Source organism: Microbacterium sp. PI-SA-G, from assembly GCF_057215335.1.
Genome location: NZ_CM170103.1, coordinates 54,696 through 80,567, shown reverse-complemented (window position 1 = coordinate 80,567; position 25,872 = coordinate 54,696). Strand labels below are relative to the sequence as shown.

Genomic DNA, 25,872 nt, shown 5'->3' with positions numbered 1-25,872 from the left:
TGCGCTCTCGAAGCCGCGGAAACGCTCGATCCTGACCCTCGCGACCCTCATGATGCTGCCGCCACAACAGGCACTCGGCTCGCCGCGATTTTGTATAGCTCCACTGGAAGGCCTGATCCGGCGAGGAAGGAGGCCTCGTCTACGCCAGCCTCATGCAGCACTTCCCGGGCGCGTGGCAATATCGACGGCATCTCCAGCGACGAGATTCGTCCCGGTTCCGCTCGACGCCAACCATTCTGTGACATGCGGATAACCGCGTTGCGGTATGAGACGTCGCTCATGACACCAAGAGCACGCGCGCGGTAGAGGAGCGCGGCGAGGCTGACGCCCCAGTACTCCTTTAGCTCGGCCAGCGTTGCCCACGCTTTACCCGCAGTTGAAATGGGCAGGAAAGGGGCGATCTCTTCGGCGGGCATCAGGAACTCGGAAGCGAAACGGTTAGCCTGCTCCTCGGCGACCTTGCCACCCGGTTCAGCGTCGTGGTGCATGATCAGATGCCCGAGTTCATGAGCGGCGTCGAAGCGTTGCCGGTAGTAGTCGTCCTTCACCGGGTTCAGAACGATGATCGGCCGGGTTGCCGAATGCAAGGAGTACGCATCGATGGCCGCCACCCCCGGCTCGCTGAAAACGACAACTACACCGCTACGCTCGACAAGCCGCACAACGTGCTGCACCGGTCCCGGGCCGACGCCAAAGAACTGGCGGGCCTCGCGCGCGGCTCCCTCGGGAGTCATCGAACGTTCGTCGGGATCCACGGGCAGGTCGGGCAGGAGGGCCTCAGGGAACTCGACGGCGTTCTCCAGCATCCCGGCGATCTCCGCCACGAACCGGCCATAGGCCTCAGCCTCGTCCTGTGCGATCTGTGGTGTCGAGCGGAGCGAACGGAAGTGCGGCTTGTTAGCCTTCGGCGGCGCTCCTCCCCCGAAGAACTGGGGCTCCACCTGCAGCGCTAAAGCGAGCTTCGCCACCGTGGCCCGGTTAGGTTGCTTGGCGCCGCTCTCCCATGCCGTCACCGAGGCCGGCGACATCTCGATACGGCTCGCCAGGTGAGACTTCTTCAGGCCCTTCAGCTGGCGTGCCATAGTGAGGCGCTCACCGTTGAAGAACGAAGCCGCGGCGGCGAGCGTCTGAGACGGTCGACGCGCCTCAACCATTCACCGCGCCCGCCCCTTCGCCCGCACCAGTCCGCTTGATCCGTACCGGCACGTCGTCGACGTCAGTCGAGGCTCCACCGCTCGGCATCTGATGTGTGACCGGGAGACCCGTACCGCCCGTCGGAGCTCCGCCGGAGAGCAGCAGTTCCTTCCAGTGCCAGCACGAGTCTCCCGGGTACTCGGGGTTCTTGCTCTGTCCGATATACAGCTCGAACTGTTTGGTTGCGGGGTGGAAGGCATGCGCTGCGATAAGCGTCACACCAGCGAAGTCATCATCGTCTGGGATGCCTGGGATGGACTCCAAGCCGAACTCTTCATCGTCGAAGAGTGCGTTGTCGCGGACGAATAGTTGGTCAGCGACACGCTTCTTCGCGTCGCTACGCTGCACCCACTTGATCTCGTCAATCTTTCCGAAGGGGAAGGACTGCAGCAGCACGCGGTACCCCTGGATAGCCCAGCCGGGAGACTGCTTGTAGTCCCGGCGTCCGACCAAGTCCTCATGAAGGCTCGGCATCGAGTCGAAGGCCTCGGGTGTGATGCCACGCTTGAGGAAATCCTCGCCGACGCTCTCGAGGCCCTCGGCCAGCCTGAAACGACCATTCGAGGTGGCCCGGTCGAGGAGGTCTCGAAGGTGCTTGAAGTTGAGATAGCCGACGACGCCCTGATCGTGGCCCTGGTCCTCGTCGAAGAGCTGGTCCGTCGCAGCGAACGCTACGGGCGCACCCCACTTCAAGACATCGAGCAGTCCGGACATCTGGAGCTCGGAGAGGGCCTCGTGTTCTGCGGTCATGGGATTAAGGTACACGACTCCCAGTAGATGGTGCTTGTATTTTTACTCTCGGCGTGTCGAATGCTTGCAAGTCCGCCTGGATGGGACACAGTTCGGGTGAGCAGGCTTTTCACTCTGTGAGTGGGCACGCTGGGCGCCAACAGGTAGACCACTGGGTCACTGCCTGGTCAGGCCCTCCCAGATGCTCCTTCGTGATCGTGGCAGCGGGGCAGGTTGCCGCCCCGCTCGCGGAGAACCGTCGACGTTCTCCTTCGCGACACGTACATCGCCCCCAGTACCAATGACACCGCGCAGGGTAGGCACGTACTCCTGAGCATCGGGCACCGCCTTCTTGACCGGCGGGATCGCGTCGCCGAGCGGCCGGACGATCCCACCAGCATTCACCACAATCCCGCCCGCGTCGACGACGACGCGAATGACCTGCAAAGTCCCCTCGTCGATGCGGGGCATAGCCTCTCGCCACTCCTTGGCCTCGAAGTTGCTCAACGACCAAGTCAGGCGTCCAAGCCGGACGCCGCCTCGCCACGCCCACCAGCCTTTGTCGCCATCGAACCGCACATCGAAGACGTCGCCGATGCGTATGTTCGACATCAGACCCCGGTCAACGGACCGCTCGTACATCTTGTTCGCGACGATGTAGCCTCGCTTCTCGAGTTGGCGTGCGGCATCTGGGAGAACGCGGATGCCGATGTGGCGCGATCCGTCGTTGTTCGGCCCGGAGAGCACCAGCCAGGGGGGTAGTGCGACACGCCGTACGCGCACTCTGTCGACTGGCCGCGTACAGGGTGGTCATGAACCCAAACCACCGACTCAGCGACATCGTCGCCGAGACTGCAGAGCTGCTCGCCGCTAACCCGCAGCTGCCCGAGCTGGCGGCGACCATTATCGTCAAGTTCCGCCCGAACAGCGCGACGATGGCTGGCGCCTGGGCGGCCACACGGTCTTTCACCGTCGAGACCGCCGCCTTGATGTTGCCGCACTCGTTCGACGTGACCCGACGCCTGATGACGATGTCCGCCTCCTTCCACATGTGGGTCTGGGCACGCACCGGTACCGAGCTGACCATCCCCCGCATCTACACCCAGAGCAACATCGACCGGTTCCTCGCAACGGTTCACAAGAACCGCTCCGCGGGGCACCGGTGGGGCGTGTCTCGCCAGCTCGTGAAGATCGGCCGCGAGCTCGCCGACGCCGATCTCATTGCCATGGCAGCACCACACGGGATGGTCCGCTCGCCGTTCACGACGAAGCAGATCGCGTCGATGCACAGCTGGGCGAACTCGCTCACCACCGTGAAGAAGCGACAGAACGCTCAGGCGCTCCTCGGGTTGGCCGGCGGTGCCGGGCTGACTGCGGCCGAGATCGTAGAGGTCCGTGTCTGCGATATCCACCGGGACGGTGATGTCGTCTTCGTAGATGTTATCGGCAAGAGGGCTCGACGGGTCCCCGTGCGGCATGCCTGGGCTCGCGTACTGCTGCGTAGCATCGACGGCCGTGACGATGCCAGTGCGCGGGTGTTCCGTGGCCCGTGGATCGCCGAGTACCCGCCCCGCATCATCCAGTCTTTCCTCACCGACCATCCCGCGCCCGTCCGTCCTACCCCGGCAGCGCTTCGTGCGGCATGGCTGCTGCACCACATCAACAACCACGTACCGCTGCCCGTTCTCCGTGAAGTGGCGGGCTTCGAGCACTACTCGACCCTCGTTCGGTACTACGAGCACGCGAACGTTCTCAATGTCGCTGACTTCAACGCGCAGCTCGTCGGAGCGGCGGTCACCCGATGACCTCCGTCGACATCGACTACTACCGTGCCTTCGACGACAACGATGAGTGCGGTATCACTAAGCGTGAGGTCCTCGGCCGCGGCCGCGACCTTCAGCAGTTCGACGACGCCACTGTGACCTTGGCAGAAACCCGCGTGCGGCAGTCCGGCATCCTCGAGCAGCTCGACCGCTGGGCCGCCGAGGATGCCAACCGCGACGGAATGGGCGGCCGACCCGCGAGGATCTCATACCGCGCGCTGCTCACCGCGCTTCTTCTTCTTGCCCAGGAGGGGGCGCCGCTGCACATCAGGCGGGCCGCGTACGTGCTGCAGCACAGACTATCGACGAAGTCCAGCGTGCTCCTCGACCTGCCCGAGACGCCGACGAGCTTCGCTACCCATGTCGCCTCGACGAAGCGCTGGTATACGAACACGATTCGCGCGTTCCACCGGATGAAAGCGTTGATGGACCCGTACCCGCAGGAGCTATACACCGCCAAGACCCACACTCAGATCCAGGAGATCCTTCGCAGTCACGACGCGGAGCGCGCGGAGAAGTACAAGGCGCGTCTGGACGAGTACACCCGACTGTTCATTCGCATGACGTTCATGCTCCAGTCGCGAGATGTGCGTCGGGCCTCGAAGCAGTTGGATCTCTCCTTCGACCAGACCTACATCGGCACACCCACAACCAAGGGGTACAGCCGCAAGCACCTCGCGAGCAAGGTCAAGGCCGAGCGGAGCGCCAACTTCGGCGAGCTCTCCCCTGGCCCCGTGGACGCCTTCGCCGGGTGGCACGTCAAGAGCGGTAAAGCTGAGCGCGTCGACAACCAGAAGGGCGAGGTCGACCAGACTGCACCTGAACGCGGAAAGTCGGCGGACTACGACTGGGGATGGGTGGCGAACCTGGCCGTTCGCGTCGACGCCGAGCAGCCCAGCTCAAAGCGGTTCCCGAGCCTCGTGGTCGCCGCGTCGCTCAGCATCCCGAACATGGAGGTCGCCGAAGAAGCCGCGCACCTCCTTGAAGCCGGCCGCGATGCTCGACCTCGCCCCCGGTGTCGCCGACGCGGACAAGCAGTACTGGGCCAATGCCAAGCCCTTTCGACTCCTGAAGCCGGCATTGAAGACCGGGTTCACTCCGTCCACGGACTACCGATCCGACCGCGTCGGAGTCAAGGGTGGCCAGCACGGCGCCTTGTTCGTCGAAGGCGACGCGTACTGCCCGAGCACGCCGAAGCCCCTCTTGAACGCCACACCGGATCGTCTCGGCGACGTGATCGACGTCGCAACGCATCGAGCCCGTATCGAAGAGCGGAAGGCCTTCCAGCTGCACGTCAAGGACAAGGCGAAGACGCCTGACGGAAAGGTGATGCTGCGCTGCCCGGCCCTCGGCCCCAGTCCGACCGTCGTCTGCCCTCTCCGCGAGATGATGCTCAGCGCGGCCAAGAAGGCCCGCCCCGAGATCGAGCCCGAGACGCTGGAAGAAGAGTTCCTCGACACCATCTGCAAGAAGCACTCGGCCGCGTTCGACCTCACTGAGATGCAGGCGCCACAGCAGGCTTTCGACTACGGCACCGAAGAATGGGAGACCTTTCACGACCACGCTCGCAACACCGTCGAGTCCGGAAACCATCAGCTCAAGGCATCAGGCGACGCAGACATCGAAACCGCCGGTCGCCGCCGCGTCCGCGGAATCGCCGCCGCACAGATCTTAGTCACACTCCTCATCGTGGCCCACAACATCCGGAAGATTGCAGCGTTCTTCAGCGACCAAGAGATCGAACGAGCGCGCACGACTCCACGTGTCCACACCATCCGCCGCCGCGACCGCGTCTGGGCCAACCGCTACACGAAGACCACAGGCAACGGCGACCTCAGCATCCCCCGAGGCGGTCGAGCATCGTCGCCGACGAACACACCGCCTGACAAACGGGACCAGCTCGCGCTGACACCAATGCGCACCTGAACGGCTCCGTTCACCGACGACGCCCGCCGGCGGCACGCCCGGCACGCTCCCCGCTACACCAGGACAATCGAACGCGCCCGAAAACCGGGCGCGTTCGTTTTCTCGGCCCCAGAATCGGTCGGATTTAACAATCTGAACCGGAATGCAGCGCCGCAGACACGAAAACGGGAAGGGCACCTGCTCAAAGCAGGTGCCCTTCCCTTTTCTCTAGCCGTTCTGCAATCAGTATTGCCAACAGCCCTCTGGTCGGGCTGACAGGATTTGAACCTGCGACCCCTTGATGAGGCGAGCGCAATAGACATGAAAAGACTCTTAGGAACTCTCGCCCCAATTTCACTCGCTCACCGGGCATTTATTCGCTAACGCAGTCGACCCTGAGCGTCACTAAAAGACACTCGCGTACTCCGCCATGTGAGACGAATGTGAGACGCGCGTTCGCCTTTGCGACTACCTGGATCACCCGCGCTGAAGCCGGATCGATCGCTCCTGGACTCACCGCTGCACGGTTGGGCACCTTGCGGAGAGAGTCGACGTACGGCGTTGTCGATGCACCGCCGACATTTGCCCTTGCGGAGAGCGAGGTGCTTTACGACGATCTGCTGTTCCGGCGCTGACTAGAAGGAACAGTGTCGCGGGAGTGGCGCTCCGGGCACTTCGGAACCCTGCTCGACGCGTTGAGGTCGACCGTCCCGCGTCCTCAGCTGGCGTGAGGACATCGGGCGTTCGTCACCCAAGCATCTACGCACCGGGCATCCATCGAGCAGCGGCCCGCGCGTATGCGTTGCCATCCGTGGAGTTCGCCCGCTTCGAGCGCTTTTCGGACGGTGACTGGGTGCCGCCGCGCGACCGCGGCTGCTTCTGAGGTGGTGAGGATTTCGATCATCGCTGAACGCTAGCGTCGCTCTCGGTGGGCGGCTCAGAAGTACCGCGAGAAGTGGGTGCGGCCTACCGGGATATCCCTTCACACCTCGGTAGGCCGCGTTGCGGTGGTCAGCCAGGACCATCCCCAGGGCTGTGGCCGCCGTCGCAGCTAAGAACACTAGACACCGCGGGTCGACTCGTGTAGGGCCTACCGAAACGGTGACGTCATCTGTATCGTGACCCTCGTCACGCGAAACCGCAAGGGGGTCTTCGTCAATCGGTGGGCGTCTCGATGACTTCGTCGACCAGTTGGATGCCTCCGGTTGAGCTCGCCGATTGCATCAGGCCTTCGATCCATTTCATGTTGATCTCCGGGCCTTCGACGTTGTCGAAGATGAAACGGAGAGGCAGCGCTGGGTGTAGCCAGATCGTGGACCGGCCTTCGGGGTCGTCGTCGTGGTGCACCCAGGAGAGGGTGAAGCTCTCGTTCCGGCGCAGCTTTGTCACGATCGCCACCTTGAGGTGCGCGAGTGCGCGGTCATTGATGTGGACGAAGTCGTTACCGTACTGGATGGAACCCATAAGGCTGACCATAGCCGCCCGCACGCGCCTGTCGTGACGACCCTGAACGCAGAGGGTGGAACGTATCGCGGCCCGTGTGGCGCGCGCAAGCCCCAAACCAACGCGAACGATATATCGCTAGGTTGCTCGAAACCGAGTCAGACCGAGCGGTTTATGTCGGTGGAGTCCCCAGCGAAGCCGGCATGCGGTCCCGTTTGAGTTCCCCAGACTCGCGGGACCGCCCTTCCCACTTTGTGAACGCTCGCAGTTCGCTACCTGTTCTGCGGCCAGTGCGCAACGGCTTCAAACCCGATGCGGGTGTGGGCTAACGTGCCAGGATGAGTGACATGCGAACCGTGGTGCAGACCGAGATCAAGATCAACGACACTCCTGCGGTCCTCGCCCAAGATCAGGACATCGATGACCTGAAGCGACGGATCGAAGCAGCGATGGCCACGACCGGCAGGTTCGTGGAGTTCGTCGTGGTGGGCAACCGCCGCGTGAGCGTGATGATCAGCCCGCACACACAGGTCGTCGTCTCGGTGGCCTCAGTGCATTTCGACGCTCGCGACACCGGCGATGAGTCCGCGCCATACGGCGGATGGCTCGATCACATCTGACTCGAACAGTGTTTGCCGCCACGCAGGCCCTGTACACATGGGGCTAGGCGGACCTGCGCGGCGGTGTCTCAACGCTAACCGGATCGCCGCTTCCCTTTCGACGTCGTGAACCGCAGTTTGGTGACGATAGGCGCGCAATACGCAGAAGACACGGGTGACGCACGCACCCTAGAACCCCAGGTCAATCTGTGGGAGCGTAGAAGCACCACTAAGCAGTCATTCTGGCTACGCCTCTTAGCAACGGTTCTGTGGCGAACAGAGGACACCCGCATGGGGTATTTCATCTACGAAGGCAACGTCAAGACCGAGATCGAGGACCGCGCCCTCACCCACCTGCAGCTTGTGATGACCGCCAAGCTGCGACGAGGGGAACCTTTCGGCTTCTCGTGGCGTGAGGACGTCAGCCTCGGCCAGGGTCGGGTGACAGTGTGGGTGCACCCCGGCAGCTCACTCACCTTCAAGTACCACGGCAGCCGCGCACCGTCTATCAACCGCGCGTGGGTCGACGCACTGGCACACGCTGCGGGAGCCCCAATGGGTCTCTATCTCGTCCACGAGCCCACCGAAGGCGCCACCGCAGAGAAACTAGGATCATCTGCTCTGGCCTAGCCGCCATGACGGGTCACGGCCGTAACTCACGTCCGGGCCTCGCACAACCCCCTCAGCTGTGCAGAGCGACGTGTCTAGCGTCGGGCGGCATGAGCGAGAGGCGAGACGAAACACGAGTACGCATCACGATCGATGGCCAGGAGTTCCGGGTAAGCCCTGATCGGGATCTCGTTACGTTGATGGAGCAGATAGAAGCGGCCGCGCGATCACAGGCGGCCTTCATTCACCTGGGCGACAACGACGAATCGATCAGCATCCTGGTCACCCCACGCTCAAGGATCGTCCTCACTGTCGACCACGTGGGCGTCGCGATCGCGGAAGACATACCCAGCGGCTCGCCCGAAGACTGGGACTACTGGTAGTCATACATCCCGTTCCCCTGCGACCTCGGCCGCCGAGAGCAGCGAAAACCCCCACCGGCCGGGGCCAGATGGGGGTCTTTCTCCGCCCGAAGCCCGGCAAGCGCGGGACTTCGATGGGTTCAGTTGTGGTCGTTGCGGCGGTCGCTGTCGTACCGCTCGCGGCTGCCGGACTTGGCGAGACCGCGGCTGATCATGTACCCGATGGTGAGCAGCGTGGCGTAGAGCCAGACCTGCTCGGCGCCGAATCCCTGGCCATCCTCGTTGCTGTCGACAACCGCGGATGCGATGAACATCCCGATGAGAATGACGACGTAGGCGATGAACTCGGTGGTCTTGAACGCTGCCTTCGTCTCGGTCGTGAGGCGGGAAACGCGAGCGTTCGGGGTGGAGTTGGTCATGTAGTTCCTTGCTGTGGTGAAATGCACGGGCGCAGATGCGCCCTCTCTTGTCTGACACAACCAGTGGAGCCCGATCTTGGTAACCCCATTGCTTAAGTGACCGAGCAGCAGGAGTCATACACAGAACTATGTAGCGAGCTGCACCCTCAGGAGCTCAGTCCGGGGTGAGCTCCTCATCGACGACGGAGCCTGTCTCGAGTTGGCGGATCGCCACGATCATGTCGGCGAAGAAGTCCCAGACCGCGGCGTCACGCACCGCCACTGCGTCTACGGCGGGCGAAGCCACGATCTCGGAGTGGATTCGCTGAAGCTTCTGCACCAACGCCGTGCTGATCGGTGCATCATTAGAAATGTAAGGTGACGCGGGCATGTGATCTCCTTCTGAAGTACCTTGAGGGCCAACCGTATGCCGCGTCTCTCTCTTCCGTAGGGGTGGCGACAGGCGAGAGGTGCCGGTGTAATCTCTGCGGAAACGCAGACCGCCACCTCGGTTCGCCTGTTAGCCCTCACAGCACGCCAGTTGCACCCGCTTTGCGCTAGATTCTGGGGACCACTCACACATGCAAGAGGACCTTTTGAAATGAAGCGCGCGATCGCCGGCACCGGGGCATTCCTGGCTGCCGCCATTTTCCTCGTCGGCTGCACCGCCCAGGAGCCGGCGCCCGAGTCCAGCGCTTCGTCTGTCCCCACCTCGACACCGACGGAAAGCGCTGAGGCACTCCCGGCGGTGTCGCTCGCGACGACATGCGGGCTCCTGTTTGGTAGCAACGTCGACGGCCCCATTGCCCGCGCGACGGATATCGTCTCTCGGTTCGTGGAGACGCCGGATCTCACCACCGTCTCCGAGGACGAGATCGCGAGTACGATCAACTCGCTCGATACCGCGGCGAAGAACTCGGACGAGGCGGTGAAGCCGTACATCGAGGCTCAGACCGATGTGCTTCAGCAGCTGCTCGACGCTATGACCAACAACGCGAACTCGTCGATTGACTTCGCCGACTATAAGGCATCGGGGCTCGAGCTCATCAATCAGTGCGAGCCGTACCTCTGAGAAACGCAAAGGACCCCCACCCAGCCCGGAGGCTAGGTGGGGGTCTCCTTGTGTCTCGGCTCAGTCGACGCGGTTCTTTATCGCCCGACCGCACGATCGGAGCCCACGGCGATCGCGGCATCTGCGGCACCCGTCGGCTTCAGGAGTCCGAAGTGGAACCCGACGGCGACGAGGAACGCCGTCAGCGCCAGGACCAGGCCGGTCCCGAGGTTGTAGGTCGTGCCCGACGTCAGTGCGTTCCCGAGCTCGGTGAGCAGACCCGTCAGCGCGGAGAGTCCCGCGAGGAGCACGGCGCGGATGCCGGCTCGAGTCGAGTACTTCGTCACCAGGCCGACGATGAGCGGGAGAATCGTGGACACCAGGAGGCCGATGACCAGCGGCCAGGACACGTCAACGACGATCGCCGTCGAGCCGTCCGCTGCGAGTGCCGCAGTCGGCGAGAACGCGACCGTCAGGACGGCCGCGAGCATGAGCACCAGGAGTGCTCGGAACAGGAAGGTCACCGCGCGGTGCGGAGCCTCGATAGCGTACTTCATGATTGCCCTCCTCAGAGCGTTGTCTGCCCGCGCCGAATCCACTCCGGCGGGAACACTTCTTCGAGCTCGGCGATGTCTGCCGGGTCGATGTTGGGGCCGTGCGGGTCGCCGGTCCACTGGTCGCGGATCTGCCGGATGATGCGGCCGAACGTCGCGAGCTTGCGATCGAGCACCTGCTTCAGGCTCAGGATCGTCTTGTCCTGCTCGGCGATCCGAGCGTCCTGCTCGGCGATGCGCCGGTCCTGTGCGGCGAGGGCCGCGTCCATGCGCGCATCGAGGCGGATCTCCTGCGCCGTGCGCCGGTCGGCGCCCGTCTTTGTCATCGCGCCGACGAGGCCGGCGAGAGTTCCGATGACGGCGACGATCCCACCGATCAGCGCGACGACGATCCCTGGGTTAGAGAAGTCCATTGATCGCCCCTGTCCGTGCTGCGAGAGCCGCCTCCGCATCGCGCTTGAGTTCGCGTCGCTTCCGCCACTGCTCGCCGATCTTCGACAGCCGTGACGGCGCGGGGACGATCGCCGCGCACAGGACGAACACGACGAACCCGGACTGCATGTCGGCGGGATCGGCGCGGAAGAACACGACGCACGCGGCGTATGCGCCGAGCAGGAACATGACGGTGATCTTCCCGAGGAACTCGGCAAGCCAGAGGACCGGGAACGTCACGCCCATCCAGCACACCGTCGCCGCGAGAGCGAGGGCGATTCCTGCTGCGTCGATCACTGAGTCCGGGAACAGGCGGTGCAGGATCGGCGACCCGAACGCCGTCGCCCAGATGCCGCCGCCGATGAGGATCAGGTCCCACAGCGGGAGCCAGATGCGGAGGTCCCACCGGTTCTCCCAATCCTCAGGAGCGATGACACCTCGCCCCCACACCGACGCCCCCCACAGCGCGCGCATCAGCCGTCGAGCTTCGCGAGGAGTTCGTCGAGGGACTTCGCGAGGCCGTCGTGATCGGCATCGAGGCCGCGCACGGCCGCGAGGATCTCATGCTGAAGGGACCAGACGCGGCCTTCCTCGCCCTGACCGTTGCCGCGGGTGCCCTCGATGTTGAAGCCGCGACCAGACATGACCAGATCGAACGCGTACCACGGGATCGAGAGCGACTTCTGAAGACCGTTGAGTGCGTCGTTGTCGACGCCGATGAGCATGCTGCCTTTCGACATGCGGTCGTTGCGGTTGAACAGCCAGCCCATGACATTCGCCTGGGCGCCGTTCGTCTCGTGCTTGAGATAGCTCGGGCCGATGGTGAAGACGTGTACGCCCCACTGAATAGTCTGCATTTCGGTGTCCTCCTCGAGGATCGGGATCGGTGTTGCGGTGGTCGTGCCCCCTGCGGGAGCGGGGTCGTAACGGTGCTTGTCCTTCGCGATGAAGTACTCGAAGTGCCAGCGCTCGACGAGCGTCCACTTCCCGTTCACCCAGCGATAGACGGTGCGGACCCAGCCGTGCTCGGCCATGAGGTCGACGAAGCGCTGCGCCTCGTCGGAGTCGATCGCGTCGCCTATCTGGTGCACGCTCGGCGTGTTCGGGTTCAGCGCGATCGGCGAGCCGTTGCGGAGGTACCGAAGCCAGTGCTCCTCCTGCTGGAAGAACGATCGGCCGGCTTCTGTGATCTGAAGCCGGTGCCCGATCGCTCGGTCGATGCGGAAGATGGACGCTGCAGCTTCGGCGGTGAGCCACCCACGGCCGCCGCCGAGTTCGACGCGGGAGCGCGGTGAGTAGGCCATCAGCGGTCCACCTTCACGAGCTCGCCGTCATCGTCGAGTCCGACGTAGAACGGCTCGTGTCCGTCGATCTCGATGAGCGCGATGTCGCTTCCGCCTGGCTCGGCGAGCACGGAGCGGAGTTCATCGGGGTTTGGAATGCCGTCGAGCGTCATGGTGAGATCCCTTCGGGGTCTGGCTCGGGTTGAGGCTCGAGCGCGGGGTCGGGTTCGATGCGTACGCCGGCGGCGGCATCGAAGGTGACGCGGCTCGGCGAGATGATCGCGAGGGCGTCTTCGACGAGGCCGATGTGCACCGGTTCGCCGTTGTGGAGCATGAACAGCGCGGGGATGCCGCCGGTCTCGCACAGTGCGCGTAGCTCGGCGGCGATCGCCGCATCTTTCGTGGGTGAGAAGATCACGCGTCCTCCTAGACGATGGGGAAGGTGATGCCAGCGAGGGAGACGCCTTGTCGGATCAGCCCGGGGCGGGACGCGATGACGAGCTCACCGTTCGAGCCGAGGAGCATGACGGTCGTCCCGTTGTCCGAGTGGGTGTTGAACACTGCGGATGGGAGCGAGGGGTTCGGTCGCGCGTTCGTCGGGAGGGTGGCGATGACCGTGCCAGCCGCCGTCGTTCCGGTGATTCGCCCGGTGAGATAGATCACCCCGCGGAACACCCGCCAATACGCTGTCTCGCCCGCGTAGCCGCTCCACCCGCTTGTGAGGACGAGCTGTTGCCAGGGCGTATCGCCGTAGCCGATCGCCTGTCTCAGACCATCCGGAGTGACCGCGCGCGCACCGTGCCCGTGCCGGCGATCGTCTCGGCGGCTGTCGCGAGTTCCACGATGCCTGCGATGCCGACAGTCGCGACGTCGGACCTGTCGATGACGAGCTGCCCCGACTGGTAGATGTCGCCGCCGACGTCGAGCGTGCCCTGCTCGTGGATCTTGCCGACGCCCACGTTCTGGCCGTTCAGGTCGAGCGCGACCTGGATGGTGGACACGGTCGTGTCGGCGATGTAGGAGGCGAGTTTGTCGGAGATCTGCACGCGCACGTCCCACGACCCGGTGGTCGAGAAGATCCCGCCTCCGGACACCAGGAACCACGATGCGTAGGTGAGTCCGCCAGGTGCGATGACGTTGCGCGGCGTCCATGCGCCGGTCCCGCGCGGGCGGGTGAACGCTCGAATGGTGAGGGCGTTCCGCTGCGTGCCGTTGATGAGGCTAGCGATCGCCGCGGTCAGGTCTACTCGGAGGTATGCGCCGTCGTCTTGGATGGCGCCGATGCTCGAGCAGCGCCGCGCCTGGTAGGCGGTGGGGAGCGGCGGAGAGTACGGCAGGGAGACGATGGTGCCCGTGGTGGAACCGACGCGGCCGCGAGAGTCGGTGACCTTGCCGGTGACGGTGAGCGTCCCCGACTGCGTTACGGCGATGTCACCGCCGGATGCGACGGTGGTGCTGCCCAAGGTGGCGGACGCTGAGGCGATCGTGGACCCATAGATACCTGCGCCGGCGACGGTGAGGCGCACGCGCGAGAGCCCCTGGACGTAGCGTCCAACGATGGATGCGACATCCGGGTTCGTGTCGGCCGCGGTGAGCGTTGTGACGGTCGGGACCACGGACGCCGGGGCGCGGAGGTTGAACGGGATGTCCGTCGCGCCGATGATCGTGTCGCCGCTGCGCGTGAACACGCGCACGAGGCCGTTGCCGATCGCCGACGTGGGGATCTGCGCGAGCATCGACATCGGCGGCGTCCACGTGGTCGACGTCCCGACGCTTCCCGCGATAGCGATCGGCCCCTGGGTGCCGAAGTACCAGTAGAGGTCGTGGGTGAAAGCTGCGGAAGCGCGGCTGATGTTGATCGTGACGGGCGCGCCACAGTCGAAGGTCGACCCGCCGGCGAACGATCCGGTCGAAGCCCGGCCGATGGTCGGGAGCCCCGTCGCGTTCTGCACCTGTGTGTAGCCGAGCACGTCGGCGTTGCAGTAGCCCGCGACGGCGACTGACGGCTTGGTGCCGTCGGAGTTGTGCGGCACGGTGACGTCGACCTGCGTGAGCAGGAGCTGGTCACTGTTGCGGAAGTCGAAGGTGAAGTTCCCGGCCGCGACCTGGGAGCCGTTGATGTGGAACGTGTAGTTGGACGCGCCGCTCGAGAACGTCGGCGAGTACGAGTTCTTCTTGATCCAGAGCTGGCATCGGAGCACCGAGTAGTTCCCCGGCACGTCCTGTCGGAGAAGCCAGACGCTCTCTTCGAGGCGGAACGGGCGGTTCGGGAAGTTGGCGGATGCCACAGCGCCTCCTTAACGTCGGAGCCCCGCGCGGGGCGGGGCTGGGGTGGTGATGCAGGAGGCGGCGGTCACGCGGTGACCAGCTCGACGGTGATGATGGGGAACGGTCCAGCCGTGGGGAGTCCGGGGCCGGCGTAGGCCGGGCCGTGCTGGGTGTACGCCCAGTCGATGTACTGCTGCCGCGCGGCCTCGGGGGATTCGGCGGTGAAGAAGAACGGGCCTTCGCCGCTGAGTCCGTCTTCGCTCATGGCGGTGAGTGCGTATCGCATTGGTGCTCCTGTCGAGAGCGAGGGGGTGCTCCGTGTGGAGCGCCCCCTCGCGGTGTCAGATTGGGCGCACGATGGTGCGCCCCGCGCCGTACGGCAACCACTGGTGGTTACCGATCAGCGCGGACTGAAGCCGAGCCTCTGGCGCGATGAACACGCCACCGACCCACTCGGCCACGACGACGTTGTTCTGCGTCATCCGGATCGCGTCAGGTTCCAGCCGAAGCTCGGCCGCGACGCTGGGATCGCCGATCGCGAGGCCCGTCGAACCGAACCGGTAGTACGTCTGGTGGCGGTCCAGACGCTCCCCCACGTCCGAGGCACTGGCCGCGGCGGCATCCGCTGCGGCCTTCGCCTTGTCTGCGGCGGACTGCGCGGTGCCGGCCGCGGTAGCCGCGCCTGTTGCCGTCCCCTGCGCGACCTCCACGCCGTCTTCCAGACCGGCAAGCGCTGACGCCTGCTCGTCCTGGCGACCGACGATGATGTTCACCGCACCGTTCGCCATGATGTCGAGGTTCTGCCCGACGTTCGGGGCGAGCATGTCGACCTGGATCACTCCGGCCTTGAGGATATTCACCGTCGCCTGCTCGATCACCGCCGAGTTCGCGAAGAACTCGACGGCGTCAATGTGGCGAGCCTTCAACGTGCCGTCCACGATCAGTTCGCCGGCCGTCATGCGACGAACCTGGACATCCGTCACGAGGATCGCAGTCGTGGTCGGAACGTTGGCCTCGGTGAACAGCCCGAACTTCACCCGAGTCGCGTCCGCGGGGACCACGAATTCGGCGGCATACGTGAACTCGGTGCTCGCGAGAGGAGCCGTGCCGAATGCCAGTCGGCCGAGAATGCTCCACCCCGATCCTTCGACCCATTTGTGGGCGTAGAGCGAGACCTGCGAGGTGCTGTTGGTGCCGGCCCACGAGACCAGCGTGATCTGCGTTCGGTAGCGGTCTCCGGGGGTCACTCGGATCGCCGAGCTGTCGAAGTAGGCTCCGGATTGGGTGCCGGTTCCGGACTTGCGGATGCCCCTGTTGAAGAACGGGCTCGTGTGCGTCGCCTTGACCCACCCCTGATACGGGAGCTTGAACTCCTTGTCGTACCAGTAGTCGGTGAAGTCGGTGACGAGGATCTTGTCGGCGGTGACGGTTTCCGCCTCGAGGCGGTCGCCCTTCATCAGCCCATACGTGCCGGAGCCGATGTTGACCAGAGGCAGGTACGTCTCGTCGAGCGCGCCCTTCACCCAGATAGCGCCGGTGTAGCGCCAGAAAGCGAGGAGCTTCCCGCCGAGCGCCAGCGTCGACCACTGCTCCCAGGTGTCGCCCTCCGCCGTCCCCGCGCCCGAAGGCGGCAGGGTCGACGCGTAGGTCTTCGACTTCCCAGACGCGGACGTCTGAGCCTGGTTGGCTGTCGTCTGCGCGTTGCCGGCCGCTGTCTGCGCGTTCGCCGCTGCGGTCGCTGCCGCCTCGGCTGCCGCCTTCGCCTGCGCCGCCGCTGTCGCCGCGGCGTTCGCGGTGGCCTGAGCGGCGAGGACCTCGGTCACGTTCTGCAACGAGAGCGAGTTGATCCGAACCCGCGTCCCGGCGGCGACCCTGTTCGAGTACGCCGACAGTCGGAGCTTCGTGACGTTCGCCGGCACGGTGTAGTCGATCGTCCGATCGCCCTGGGTGGTGCCGTAGACGGGCCCGATCCAGACACCGTTCCCGTCGACGGTCCACTCGCCGTTCAGGTAGCGCGTGATGCCGGTGAGGAAGGTGTTTGCGGGATCGTCCGACTGCCAGTTCACGGTCCCGCGGATGACCTGGCCCGGCGTGACGTCGATCTCCGTGAAGAACAGCGCCCCGCCGCTACCGTTGACCCGCTCGAGTCCACCGTTGACAGCGGTCCATCCGCTCACCGACACGGGTGTCGTGCGAATGAGGTTCGGCGACGACCGAAGCGCGGCGTCAGCTTGAGCCTGAGCGTCAGTCGCCGCCGTCTGTGCGGCATCAGCCGTCGACTTCGCGGTATCCGCCGTCGACTGTGCGGCCGCTGCGCCCTGAGCCGCCGCTGTCGCCGTCGTGCCAGCCGACGTCGCGTCGCTCTGAGCCTTGTCGATCGCGTCGGTGATCGCTTGGTCGATGTCGCCGACGCCGACCGCCTTCACGACGATCGTCTCGGATGCCGACACCGCGCCGGGGCGACCGAGCGTATCGACGCCCGTGAAGCGCACCCACACCGACTGCCCGGTCACGCCCTTGATGTTCACGCCGCCGCCGCCCCGAGGGATCGGAGAGCCGACCCGGGTCCACGGACCGGCCGCCGCGAGAGCAAGCTCGGCGACGACGTGACCGAACCCAGGCCCGGTCTGCCCGGTCGTGAGCGCCCCGTCCCACGCCGCGAACACGATCCCCTGCGCCGTCGTGAGGACGGGCTTCGTCGGGGCCGCGAGGAGCGCAGCCGGGAGCGCGCCGGTGACGGTCACCGCCGGCGACGGGTCGCCCCAGAGGCCGAGCGTTGTCAGCGCACGCACTGTCACGCCGACCTGGCGTCCGCCGGGGATGGTGAACGTCGCCGTCGCACCCGTCACGCGCTGCGTGTCGAGGCCGACCTTCACCTCGTAGTCCTGGATCGTCACCGGGAGGTTGTCGAGAGAATGGGTCACTGCGGTCCACGACATCGTCACCGTCGAGAGGACGGATCCGTCGGCCTGGAAAGCGCCGGTGTTGGTGCTGACCGCGAGACCCGTAGGCACCTTCGGGATGATCACGCCCGGGGTCTGCGGCGTGACCGCGATCTCAGGCGAGAACTCCGACCAGACGCCGGCGCGACTGCGCGCCCGAACCGAGACGTACATCGCTGTCCCCGGCACCCACGCGTCGGTGCTGACCGACAGTGCTGAGGTCCGGAACGCCAGCGACGGGGACTCGCTCGCGCGTCGCGCCCACACCTCGTACACCTCGACGTCGACCGACGATCCCTCGACGGCCTGGGTCACCGCGAGCCACTCGAGTTCGACGTCAGCGACGGCGGTGCCGTCAGCACGCCAGGACCCGACGTTCGACTCGGCGTGCAGGCCCTGCGGAGGCAGAGGCGCGGCGCTCGGGGCTCCGACGACGGGCGGCGGGGTCGACCCGTTACCCCCGATCAGGGTGCCGGTCGACGTCGCGCTCGTGCGCTTCGCGACCTTCGCCTGCAGGTCGAGGATCTTCGACCCGACGACAGCGCGCGCAGTGATCTCGCCCTTCGCGTCCTTCGACACGTCGAAACCGATGACGCGGAGCAACTTCACTCCGCGGCGTGTGCGAGCGGTGACAAGATCACCGACGCGGAAGTCGGCCCACGGATGCGGCATGCCAGGCGCGACTGTCCACTCGTAGGAGAGTTCCTCCTGGATCGCGCGAGACTCGGCCAGGGCCGGCTGCGCGTTCTTCGAGGCGGCCGCGAGATTGGGGGCTCCCGACTGCGACATCACCTTGACGAGCGTTCCGAAGCGCGAGTCTGCCCCGGGGTTGTTCAGGTAGGACCAGCCCTGGTCATGCTGAACGACGAGGCCGGTAGCTGGATCGAAGACCCGCTTCGACGGCGCGCTGGTGACGCCCGGTCCGCCGAGGACCACCGAGTCAGAGCGGTCCATGCCCGTGCCGGCCGCGACCGCCTTCACGACGAACCCCTCGGTCCACACCTCGACGTACCCCTGAGTGATCAGAGTGTCGAGCACGCGGGAGATGGTCGTCGTGAACAGCGGCCACGACTGGGTGACACGGTCAGCCCATGCGACATTCTCCGAGTCCGTAGTCGCCGAGAAGCCGAGCGTCACGTACGGCGCCCAGCCCTCCGAGCCGGTGATGTTCTGCGACTTGAGGATCACATCGGCGAGGACGAACCCGGGCGTCGCGTCGGTGAAGCTCCGCTGAAGCTCGGGGTCACCGGGACGCCACCAGAGCGGCATCCGGGTCGTGAGCCACGAGAACATGTTTCGCGCGGTGAAGGTCGTTGCGCCGCTCACGTCAACGCTGTCCGCCGAGTCCTCGTCGACGATGAACAGATCGTTGCGCGGGCGCACGTACGCGCCGCCGATGCTGTACTCCACGAGCACGAGGAACGGTGCGTCGAGCGTGCCGGCGACCTTCTCCGACACCGTGAACCGCAGCTGAGGGCTGCTGTACCCAGTGACCGATGCCGTGATCGTGGGGATCACTCGGCTCGGCTGACCGGAGTCGGTGGCGAGTCGGATGCGTACGTCGAACATTCGCGACCCCCTTCCTGTATCAGACGAGGTACGCCGCGCGCCCTCGTACCTGGATGGATGCGCCAACCCGTGAAGCGGTGGCGACGGTGAGTACGCCCGCACGCGCGTTCGGATCCGAGGACCACGCCGGCGAGATCTCGAACAGGCCGCGAGGCCCGCCGAAGTCGACGCGCCCCGATACCTCTGCGCCGCCCGTCCAGACGTCCGTCGTCGTGACGAACGCGCGACCCGTGGCCGACTCGAACCGGAGCCAGCTAGTCGCCGGCAAGGCATCGGCGTAGGTGAACCACGAGCCGCCCGAGTCGGACACCTGCAGTCCGGAGACTGCGCCCTTCACCCTGACGATCGCGTCCTGCACCTCGAGGCCGAGGCCCGGGAGCAGGCCCGTCACGCCGATGGATGCTGTGCTGAGCGCGAGCGGCCCAACGGTGATGAGCGTTCCGCGCGACGCGGCCTCGGGCACCCGGAACGTGATCGCGAGTTCGACCGTCGCGTCGGCGGGGCCAGACCCGGACGTCGAGATCGAGGCGAGCTCGACCGTCGTCTCCCCCGCCTCGTACGTCGACGTGAGAACCCCACCCTTCCGGACAAACGCCTCGACCGTCTGACGCTGAGCGCGCGGCACGGCGATCACGAACATGATCGCCGGTGCCCCGATCAGGCCCGGGTCCGGTGAGAGCACACCATGCCGACCCTGCCGGGACACCGACGTCAGAGTGTTGACGAGATCCGCGAGCGGATTCGATGTCGAGCGCAGGTTCCACCCTCGGGCGGGGTTGTGCAGCGCGACACCATTCAGCGAGTACGTCACAGGCTGGCCTCCGTAAGCTTCGCGAGGTCGAACCGTTCGGCCACCGGGTCGGTGTGCACGGGGTTGATTTCGGTGAAGCTCACGTTCGGTCGACCCAGGCCAGCCGCGATTCGCTCAAGTAGAGCGAGCGCCCGGGGGTCCGTCAGGCCACCGGCAGTGCCGCCTGGAGACGACACGGACCCGATACGCACGTCCGGTACTGACCACGTACTCGCCATGTCAGCGACCGGGCCACCGTTCGCGAGCTTCAGCGTGCCGTTCCGGATCGCCTGCCTCACCCGGTAGACCCCACCGTGACCGCCCAGTGCATCCACCTCGTCGGCCGGGAGCATGTGCTCACCGTTCGACGCCCATACTGGGATCACATCGTCGCGCGGACCTCCCGCGCCGACGATCGGTCCACCGTGAGCACGGGTGATACCACCAGTGCCGCCGACACCCATCGCGATGTTGATGCGCTTCGAGGCGTTCGCACGGATGAACTCGTCAACCCGCCGCTGAGCATCTGCGGTGTTCACACGAAGGTCGGCGTTCCCGTCCGGGATCGTCGCGATTCGATTGCCGAAGTTGATGACCTTCCCGGTCTCTGCGTCGACGTTCGAGGTGTATGTCGTCGACGCGGTCGGCGGTGTCTTCAGCACCGTGTCGATGAGTGCCTGCGCTTGCTCGGTCGACAGACCCATCGCGGTCAGCTGCGCCATGAGCGCATCCCGAGTCGCGTAGTAGCGACCCTGCAGGTTTTCCTGAGACTCACCAGCCGCGATCGCCGCGTCGTACTCCCGGAGGAGCGCCTCGGCGGCGGAGTCCAGCTGCGCCTTGAGTTCGCCGCCCGCGCGGACAGAACCATCCTGCGCGACCGTGAAGTTACTGAGCAGCGACGCACCCGTCTGGGCCGCGAACCCGACGTGAGAGACAGCATCTGCAGTCTTCAGGGCAGCATCGTTTAGGTAGCCGAGCTGCACGATCGGCTCGCCGAACTTGTTGAGCTCGGAACGAGCCTGCTCGATGGAGCCGAGCCAGTCCGTGCGCATCGTCGACGCGGCATTTGCCGTGGTGTCGTCGAAGTCACGCATGTCGTCAGCGAGGTCCTTGAGCTCCTGACTCTGCGATATCCCGCCGAGCCAACCCACGAGGTCGGCCATTGGTCCAGCGATGAACGAGCCGATTGCCTCGGTAGCGCTCGCGGCGCTCTCGACCATCGCGGCCCCGAAGTCGAGTGCGCCGTTCGCGAGATCCAGCAGGAACTGGGTCAGTGGTCCACGGTTCTGCGATACCCAATCGGCGAGGTTCGCGAGCGGCTCCCCGAAGGCGGCTGCGAGAGCGGCTTTGATGCCGTCCGCCGCGACCTCGATGTTCCGCTGCGCCTGCTCGATCTTCGACGCGTCGTTGGATGCGAGCGTGTCGAACATCTTCTGCGCTGCGCCCTGCACCTGGCCGAGCTGATCGACTGCAGTGCTGACGTCCATCGCGAACAGCGCCGCGCCGAGGTCCTCCGCCTGCGTGCCGAACAGCCCGACGGCCGCCGCGTTGCGCAGGATCGGGTCCTCGGTTTCGCGGAGCTTATCGAGCACCTCGTCGAGTCCGTCACGGGCCTCCTGCCCGCCGCGCGAGATCTTCGCCGTCATCTCCTCGGCGTTGAGGCCGAGAGACTCGAACGAAGTCTTCGAGAGTTCGGAGGCGTCCGTCGCCCGGATCTGGAACTCCTTCAGCGCATCCGCCGCGAGGTCCGAGTTACGGGCACCCGCGCGCATACCCTGATTGATCAGGCCGAGCGCTTCCTCACCAGAGAGACCGAGACGCTGGAACAGCGCCGGGTACTCGGTGAGCGTGTCGAGGAGATCCTCGTTCCGGTTCAGCCCGTTCCGCGCGCCGGCGGCGATGAGGTCGTATGCCGCCGTCGCGTTCTTGGCGAGGCCCGTGCTGAGCAGAATCGCGACCGCCTGAGCCGTGGGACGCACGTCCTCCTCGAGGACGTCAGCGATCCCTGCCAGGCCCTGCACGACGATCTGCGCGTCTCGCGTCGTCGCCGAGGGGTCGAGGATCCGGAACTGCAGGGCAAGCCGTGCAGTGTCCATGTTCGACTCGATCGAGTCGCCGTAGTTGTTCGCGTACGCCTCGCCGGCCGCGCGGCTCAAGCGGATCGCGTCGGCCTCGCTGATGCCGGTCAGGCCCTGCAGTCGGTCCTGATTCTTCTCGACAGCGAGCCCGTCCTGGATCGCGCCGGTGACCGCCTTGCCGATCGCGTAGCCGGCGAGCACGATGCCACCGGCGATCGGGATCGCGGAGAGCGCGTCGACGAGCGTGTCCTCGACGTCGCCACCGACGACCGCGCCGACCTTCTCGCCGGCACCGCGCGTCGCCGCGTCGAGTCCCTGGCTGAGGGAGCGCCCGCCAGCGTCGCCGGCTTCCTCGGTGCGTCGCTTGAACAGGGAGAGGAACCCCTTGAGGTTGTTCTCGGCCTTCTCCTCCTGCACCTCGACCTCGACGTCGACGACGTTCCGTGCGCGCTTGAGTGCTTCCAGCTGCCGCTCGAATCGCTGGATCGAAGCCTCGGCGCGCTTCACGTCGGCGGTGACATCGATGCCACCCTCGGCGCGAACGTGCAGGTCCTCGAGCCGGTCGACTGCGCGGCCGAGGTTCTTCTCGGCCCGGTCGACGTCGGCGTCGAGCTTGATGACGGCGCGCTCGGAGACGAGCTTCTTCGCGCGCCCCTCGACGCGGTCCATGCTGCCGAGCACGCCCTTGGTGTCGGCCTCGATCTTCAGCGGCTTCGACTCGATCTTCTTGCCGATCGCGACGATCTGCTTGTCGGCCTTCTCCACCTGATCGGTGTTCGCGGTGAACAGGACCTCGAGGTCAGCGACCGTGAGCTTCTTTGCCATTCTCGGGGTCCTTCCGCAGTGCCGCTCTCAATCGGGTGTCCGAGTCGATGAGCGAGAAGATGAGCGTGCGGACACCCGGCCAAGGGCGGGCGAGCACGTCGCGGGCGTAGAGATCGACGCCGCGTTCCATGAGCTCAGCGATGACGATGCGCCAGTTGAGCGCGATTGCGAGCCACGACCGGTCGATGTCAGATGGTTTGGACGACGGCGGAGCCGGGGGCTTCGGGCGAAGGTGTGCCGGAACATTCCGGTAGTCGTCGTACCAGCCGTCGGCGTCGCGAGCGCCGACGCCGTAGGGCGCCAGGTCCTCCGCCGTCACTACGCTTTTGGGGCGGGAGTGTCCGCCTCCTCGGCGTCGTCCTGCTCGCGTGCCCAGAGCAGCACCGCGATCGCGTCGGCGTACTCCTTGCTGCGGGTCCAGTAGAAGACGCAGTAGTAGGCCATGCGGTCGATGGTGATCGGGTTCACGCCGGCGTCGACCATCTCCTGATAGGCGGTGCCGAGCGACGGGTGCTCGTCCTTCAGCGTGTCGAGCACGCCCTGGATCTCGGGCGGGATCTGGGTTCCCTGGGGCAGGATGCCGATCTCGACCTCGCCGAGCACGGCGCACGCGATGAGCTTCCGGCTGTCTTCGACGCTCGGCGGGTGCACGACGAACTCGCGGACCTCGCCGTCTGCGCAGGGTAGGGGCATCGTGAGGTCGGGGATCGCCCACTCGGCGAAGCTGGATCCTGTAGCCATGTCTGTTCTCTCCTAGATACGGGGATGCCGGGGCGATCAGGGCTTGATGCCTGACCGCCCCGGCGGGATCGGCTACGCGCCGCGCGTGTACGGCAGGGCCGGCGCCGACGTGCCGACCGGCGTGACCACCGTGACGGGCGCACTGCCCGCAGACCCGGTGGGGACCGTCGCGACGATCGTGGTCGCCGAGACAACCGTGAATGCCGAGGCCGACACAGCACCGAACTTCACATCGGTCGCGCCGAGGAAGCCGGCACCGGTGATGGTGACGAGCTTGCCGACGGTCTGAGCGGTCGGCGTAGCTGCGGCCACCGTCGGCGCGGGGTTGTCGTTCCAACCGGTCCACGGGTTCGCGATCGGCGTGTACTCACCCTTGCCCGCGAGCGACACCGAGAACACGTCAGTCTCGGCGTTGCCGGTGTTCTGACGGCTGATCTCGACGGTCGCCAGCGCGCGGCCGGCGTCGGTCGGGTGCGGGTACCCGAGTCGGGCTTGTGGTAGAAGCGAATGTCGACCACGGCGGCATCACCCTTGCGACGCGACGCGTTGACGAGTGCCTCGACCTCGGGCAGGTACAGACCCGTGGTGAGCGAGCGGTTCGCCTGGACGGTGAACGCACCCGAGAAGCCGCGACCGGAGACGTTCTCACTGGGAGCGCCGCGGTCGTCGTAGGTGCTGTCGTCCTGGGTGACCTTCGGGAACGCCGGCTGCCAGGCCGACATGCGTCGAACGTTCTGCCAGACCGGCGCGGCGGCCGTTCCGATGTTGATGTCGAGGCCGTACTCGAAGCTCTGACCGAGCGTCGTACCGGCGGGAAGTGGTGCAGGACTCATAGCAGAGCCTCCTCATTATCGAGAGTGATGGTGTAGTTCTCCGACCGCTCCTCGCGGCCGTTGTCGTCAGCACCGAGCGCCGACATGGATTCACGGTTCGCACCGCTGATCCCTCCCTCGCGGGAGAGCTTGTCGAGCCGGTCGTGCACCGCATCGGCGATGCGATCCGCTCCCGCCCGGTCGTACTTCGCGCCGCGCACCCAGACCTGCACGCGACGTCGTCGGACGAAGGTCTGGTCGGGAGTGCCGTAGATGCGGACGCCGACCCCTCGGTCGGGCTCCTCGGCGATCGCGCCGTACCAGACGCCGATCGACTCGGAGTCGTAGACGGCATCCGGGTCCGCGTCCCACTCGAAACCGTCGAGCTCGCCGAGGATCTCGCAGAGCGTCAGGGTCAGGTTCGCGTCATCCACCCAGGGCCTCCCTCACCGCGTCGGCTACCTCGGCGCCGATGTCGATCTCGTCGGACGCCGTCTCGAGGAACTTCGAGCCGCCGCCGTCCGTGTGCTGCCAGTCGAGGTGCTCGTGCTGCAGGACTGCGTGCGGGGCGGTGTACTTCACGGTCACGCTCAGGTCGTCGACGACGACCTTCCCCGACCGCTTCAGGTCACCGTCATCGACGGGCGCGAGTTCGTTCGAGCGCTTGAGGAGTTTCCGAGCGGCCTTGCGCATGCCGTCCTGCGCGGCCTTCTCGACCGTTGACAGGACCGGCTTGTACTCACCCATGTCGCCTCCTAGGTCAGCCAGAGGATCAGGTGCGACGGGAGCGGCGGATCGTTCTCGTCGCGGCTCACCTCGAGCACGGTCGCCTCTCGGCTGTCGGGTCGGCCAGGCCACACTGTGACCAGAGAGCCGAGCGGCACGTCGGTGTCGATGGGGACCGTGACCCTCGTCGACGAGATGACCTCGCGGCCGTTCGCGTCGCGGATCAACTGCCGCTTGTCGATGACCTCGGCGCTGATGGTGACGCCGGTCGCCGCTGGCCGTGGTCCCATCCCGCCACCGGGGCGGGCCTTCGTGATCAGGACCTCGTGTGGGAAGAAGAATGAGGCAGGCCAGGTCACGTGTACTCCCCCTCTGGCCAAACGCCCTCGAATGCGTGCGCCTTCGGGAAGCTCCCCACCGGGAGAGTCCCGTCCCCGAACGGGAGCGCCTGAGCGTCACACAGCGATCGCAGGTTCGCGGACGGGTCGCCCTCGAACGCCGAACGAATCGCCGTGTCGAGCGTCGTCGCCGTGCCGTTACGGCTGAGCGACTTCATGCGAGACGAGCCCGGTGCGGGGAGTTCTGCGATGACGCCCCGCAGGATCGCTCGCGCGTCCTTCCACGCCTCACTGTCCTTGACGAATGAGGCGAGGCAGGGGGCGATGGATCGCGCCTGGACGAGTACCCGACGTGCGGTGTCCTCGTCGCCACCCAGATCTTCCGGTGTGATAGCCATATC

Annotated in this window: 32 protein-coding genes and 1 pseudogene; 7 read left to right on the top strand and 26 right to left on the bottom strand. The window is 65.9% G+C overall.

Annotation, left to right across the window (positions count from 1 at the left end):
* Positions 1-47: 47 nt before the first annotated feature.
* The 3 genes from AC2D10_RS00500 to AC2D10_RS00490 form a co-directional block, all read right to left on the bottom strand.
* A complete protein-coding gene (locus AC2D10_RS00500) occupies positions 48-1,154 on the bottom strand; it encodes an XRE family transcriptional regulator (RefSeq protein ID WP_484709829.1) in 1,107 nt (368 codons plus the stop codon).
* Positions 1,147-1,944: a hypothetical protein gene (locus AC2D10_RS00495; protein WP_484709828.1), complete on the bottom strand. Its 798-nt coding sequence runs from the start codon at positions 1,942-1,944 to the stop codon at positions 1,147-1,149. Before AC2D10_RS00495 ends, AC2D10_RS00500 begins: the two co-directional genes overlap by 8 nt.
* Before the next feature lie 156 nt (positions 1,945-2,100).
* Positions 2,101-2,670, bottom strand: coding sequence for a hypothetical protein (locus AC2D10_RS00490; protein WP_484709827.1), 570 nt, complete (start codon positions 2,668-2,670; stop codon positions 2,101-2,103).
* A 65-nt stretch (positions 2,671-2,735) separates the two neighbouring features.
* Between AC2D10_RS00490 and AC2D10_RS00485 the strand changes: the two genes are divergently transcribed.
* The 3 genes from AC2D10_RS00485 to AC2D10_RS00475 are packed head-to-tail and all read left to right on the top strand — an operon-like array spanning position 2,736 to position 5,672.
* Positions 2,736-3,728, top strand: a complete 993-nt coding sequence (locus tag AC2D10_RS00485) for a tyrosine-type recombinase/integrase (RefSeq protein ID WP_484709826.1) — start codon at positions 2,736-2,738, stop codon at positions 3,726-3,728.
* On the top strand, positions 3,725-5,065 hold the full coding sequence (locus AC2D10_RS00480) for a hypothetical protein (protein ID WP_484709825.1): 1,341 nt from the start codon (positions 3,725-3,727) through the stop codon (positions 5,063-5,065). The genes AC2D10_RS00485 and AC2D10_RS00480 overlap by 4 nt, the downstream gene beginning before the upstream one ends.
* Positions 4,980-5,672: a hypothetical protein gene (locus AC2D10_RS00475; RefSeq protein ID WP_484709824.1), complete on the top strand. Its 693-nt coding sequence runs from the start codon at positions 4,980-4,982 to the stop codon at positions 5,670-5,672. Before AC2D10_RS00480 ends, AC2D10_RS00475 begins: the two co-directional genes overlap by 86 nt.
* 1,134 nt (positions 5,673-6,806) lie before the next feature.
* Here the strand turns inward: AC2D10_RS00475 and AC2D10_RS00470 are convergent.
* Positions 6,807-7,115, bottom strand: a complete 309-nt coding sequence (locus AC2D10_RS00470; protein ID WP_484709823.1) for a DUF7882 family protein — start codon at positions 7,113-7,115, stop codon at positions 6,807-6,809.
* Positions 7,116-7,432: 317 nt separating this feature from the next.
* Here AC2D10_RS00470 and AC2D10_RS00465 point away from each other — a divergent pair, with 317 nt between their 5' ends.
* From AC2D10_RS00465 to AC2D10_RS00455, 3 genes are all read left to right on the top strand, one after another.
* Entirely contained in the window at positions 7,433-7,714 is a 282-nt protein-coding gene (locus AC2D10_RS00465; protein ID WP_484709822.1) for a hypothetical protein, read from the top strand.
* Positions 7,715-7,984: 270 nt separating this feature from the next.
* The gene (locus AC2D10_RS00460; protein ID WP_484709821.1) at positions 7,985-8,323 is read left to right on the top strand and encodes a DUF7882 family protein; all 339 of its coding nucleotides are present in this window, start codon (positions 7,985-7,987) and stop codon (positions 8,321-8,323) included.
* An 89-nt stretch (positions 8,324-8,412) separates the two neighbouring features.
* Positions 8,413-8,685, top strand: coding sequence for a hypothetical protein (locus AC2D10_RS00455; protein ID WP_484709820.1), 273 nt, complete (start codon positions 8,413-8,415; stop codon positions 8,683-8,685).
* A gap of 119 nt (positions 8,686-8,804) precedes the next feature.
* Here AC2D10_RS00455 and AC2D10_RS00450 read toward each other — a convergent pair whose 3' ends face one another.
* Together AC2D10_RS00450 and AC2D10_RS00445 are read right to left on the bottom strand one after the other, a co-directional pair.
* Positions 8,805-9,083 carry a hypothetical protein gene (locus tag AC2D10_RS00450; RefSeq protein ID WP_484709819.1) on the bottom strand — a complete coding sequence of 93 codons (279 nt, stop codon included), beginning with the start codon at positions 9,081-9,083 and terminating at the stop codon, positions 8,805-8,807.
* Between the two features lie 154 nt (positions 9,084-9,237).
* Positions 9,238-9,369, bottom strand: a complete 132-nt coding sequence (locus AC2D10_RS00445) for a hypothetical protein (protein ID WP_484709818.1) — start codon at positions 9,367-9,369, stop codon at positions 9,238-9,240.
* A 294-nt stretch (positions 9,370-9,663) separates the two neighbouring features.
* Between AC2D10_RS00445 and AC2D10_RS00440 the strand changes: the two genes are divergently transcribed.
* Positions 9,664-10,134 carry a hypothetical protein gene (locus AC2D10_RS00440; protein ID WP_484709817.1) on the top strand — a complete coding sequence of 157 codons (471 nt, stop codon included), beginning with the start codon at positions 9,664-9,666 and terminating at the stop codon, positions 10,132-10,134.
* Between the two features lie 77 nt (positions 10,135-10,211).
* Here the strand turns inward: AC2D10_RS00440 and AC2D10_RS00435 are convergent, their stop codons facing one another.
* The 20 genes and pseudogenes from AC2D10_RS00435 to AC2D10_RS00340 form a co-directional block, all read right to left on the bottom strand.
* Positions 10,212-10,670, bottom strand: coding sequence for a hypothetical protein (locus AC2D10_RS00435; protein WP_484709816.1), 459 nt, complete (start codon positions 10,668-10,670; stop codon positions 10,212-10,214).
* An 11-nt stretch (positions 10,671-10,681) separates the two neighbouring features.
* Positions 10,682-11,080, bottom strand: coding sequence for a hypothetical protein (locus AC2D10_RS00430; RefSeq protein WP_484709815.1), 399 nt, complete (start codon positions 11,078-11,080; stop codon positions 10,682-10,684).
* Positions 11,067-11,573, bottom strand: a complete 507-nt coding sequence (locus tag AC2D10_RS00425; protein ID WP_484709814.1) for a hypothetical protein — start codon at positions 11,571-11,573, stop codon at positions 11,067-11,069. Before AC2D10_RS00425 ends, AC2D10_RS00430 begins: the two co-directional genes overlap by 14 nt.
* Positions 11,573-12,403: a M15 family metallopeptidase domain-containing protein gene (locus AC2D10_RS00420; protein ID WP_484709813.1), complete on the bottom strand. Its 831-nt coding sequence runs from the start codon at positions 12,401-12,403 to the stop codon at positions 11,573-11,575. Before AC2D10_RS00420 ends, AC2D10_RS00425 begins: the two co-directional genes overlap by 1 nt.
* Positions 12,403-12,555: a hypothetical protein gene (locus AC2D10_RS00415; protein ID WP_484709811.1), complete on the bottom strand. Its 153-nt coding sequence runs from the start codon at positions 12,553-12,555 to the stop codon at positions 12,403-12,405. Before AC2D10_RS00415 ends, AC2D10_RS00420 begins: the two co-directional genes overlap by 1 nt.
* The gene (locus AC2D10_RS00410; protein WP_484709809.1) at positions 12,552-12,800 is read right to left on the bottom strand and encodes a hypothetical protein; all 249 of its coding nucleotides are present in this window, start codon (positions 12,798-12,800) and stop codon (positions 12,552-12,554) included. The genes AC2D10_RS00415 and AC2D10_RS00410 overlap by 4 nt, the downstream gene beginning before the upstream one ends.
* An 8-nt stretch (positions 12,801-12,808) precedes the next feature.
* Positions 12,809-13,045, bottom strand: coding sequence for a hypothetical protein (locus AC2D10_RS00405; RefSeq protein WP_484709807.1), 237 nt, complete (start codon positions 13,043-13,045; stop codon positions 12,809-12,811).
* Positions 13,046-13,149: 104 nt separating this feature from the next.
* Positions 13,150-14,670, bottom strand: coding sequence for a DUF859 family phage minor structural protein (locus AC2D10_RS00400; RefSeq protein WP_484709805.1), 1,521 nt, complete (start codon positions 14,668-14,670; stop codon positions 13,150-13,152).
* Between the two features lie 65 nt (positions 14,671-14,735).
* Positions 14,736-14,936: a hypothetical protein gene (locus AC2D10_RS00395; RefSeq protein ID WP_484709803.1), complete on the bottom strand. Its 201-nt coding sequence runs from the start codon at positions 14,934-14,936 to the stop codon at positions 14,736-14,738.
* A gap of 55 nt (positions 14,937-14,991) precedes the next feature.
* Positions 14,992-19,161: a fibronectin type III domain-containing protein gene (locus tag AC2D10_RS00390; RefSeq protein ID WP_484709801.1), complete on the bottom strand. Its 4,170-nt coding sequence runs from the start codon at positions 19,159-19,161 to the stop codon at positions 14,992-14,994.
* 19 nt (positions 19,162-19,180) lie between these two features.
* Positions 19,181-19,972, bottom strand: a complete 792-nt coding sequence (locus tag AC2D10_RS00385) for a single stranded DNA-binding domain-containing protein (RefSeq protein ID WP_484709798.1) — start codon at positions 19,970-19,972, stop codon at positions 19,181-19,183.
* Positions 19,969-22,854 carry a phage tail tape measure protein gene (locus AC2D10_RS00380; protein ID WP_484709796.1) on the bottom strand — a complete coding sequence of 962 codons (2,886 nt, stop codon included), beginning with the start codon at positions 22,852-22,854 and terminating at the stop codon, positions 19,969-19,971. The genes AC2D10_RS00385 and AC2D10_RS00380 overlap by 4 nt, the downstream gene beginning before the upstream one ends.
* Positions 22,829-23,173 (bottom strand): hypothetical protein, encoded by a 345-nt coding sequence (locus AC2D10_RS00375; RefSeq protein ID WP_484709794.1) that lies wholly within the window; start codon positions 23,171-23,173, stop codon positions 22,829-22,831. Before AC2D10_RS00375 ends, AC2D10_RS00380 begins: the two co-directional genes overlap by 26 nt.
* Positions 23,173-23,595, bottom strand: coding sequence for a DUF7426 family protein (locus AC2D10_RS00370; RefSeq protein ID WP_484709792.1), 423 nt, complete (start codon positions 23,593-23,595; stop codon positions 23,173-23,175). Before AC2D10_RS00370 ends, AC2D10_RS00375 begins: the two co-directional genes overlap by 1 nt.
* A gap of 72 nt (positions 23,596-23,667) precedes the next feature.
* A complete protein-coding gene (locus AC2D10_RS00365) occupies positions 23,668-23,994 on the bottom strand; it encodes an IPT/TIG domain-containing protein (protein WP_484709791.1) in 327 nt (108 codons plus the stop codon).
* 95 nt (positions 23,995-24,089) lie between these two features.
* Positions 24,090-24,428, bottom strand: a pseudogene (locus tag AC2D10_RS00360) (phage tail tube protein); the annotation flags it as partial.
* Entirely contained in the window at positions 24,425-24,841 is a 417-nt protein-coding gene (locus AC2D10_RS00355; protein ID WP_484709788.1) for a phage tail terminator protein, read from the bottom strand. The gene AC2D10_RS00355 and the pseudogene AC2D10_RS00360, both read right to left, overlap by 4 nt.
* Positions 24,834-25,154: an HK97 gp10 family phage protein gene (locus AC2D10_RS00350; protein WP_484709787.1), complete on the bottom strand. Its 321-nt coding sequence runs from the start codon at positions 25,152-25,154 to the stop codon at positions 24,834-24,836. Before AC2D10_RS00350 ends, AC2D10_RS00355 begins: the two co-directional genes overlap by 8 nt.
* A gap of 8 nt (positions 25,155-25,162) precedes the next feature.
* On the bottom strand, positions 25,163-25,492 hold the full coding sequence (locus tag AC2D10_RS00345) for a hypothetical protein (RefSeq protein ID WP_484709785.1): 330 nt from the start codon (positions 25,490-25,492) through the stop codon (positions 25,163-25,165).
* Positions 25,489-25,869 carry a hypothetical protein gene (locus tag AC2D10_RS00340; RefSeq protein ID WP_484709784.1) on the bottom strand — a complete coding sequence of 127 codons (381 nt, stop codon included), beginning with the start codon at positions 25,867-25,869 and terminating at the stop codon, positions 25,489-25,491. Before AC2D10_RS00340 ends, AC2D10_RS00345 begins: the two co-directional genes overlap by 4 nt.
* Positions 25,870-25,872: the final 3 nt, after the last annotated feature.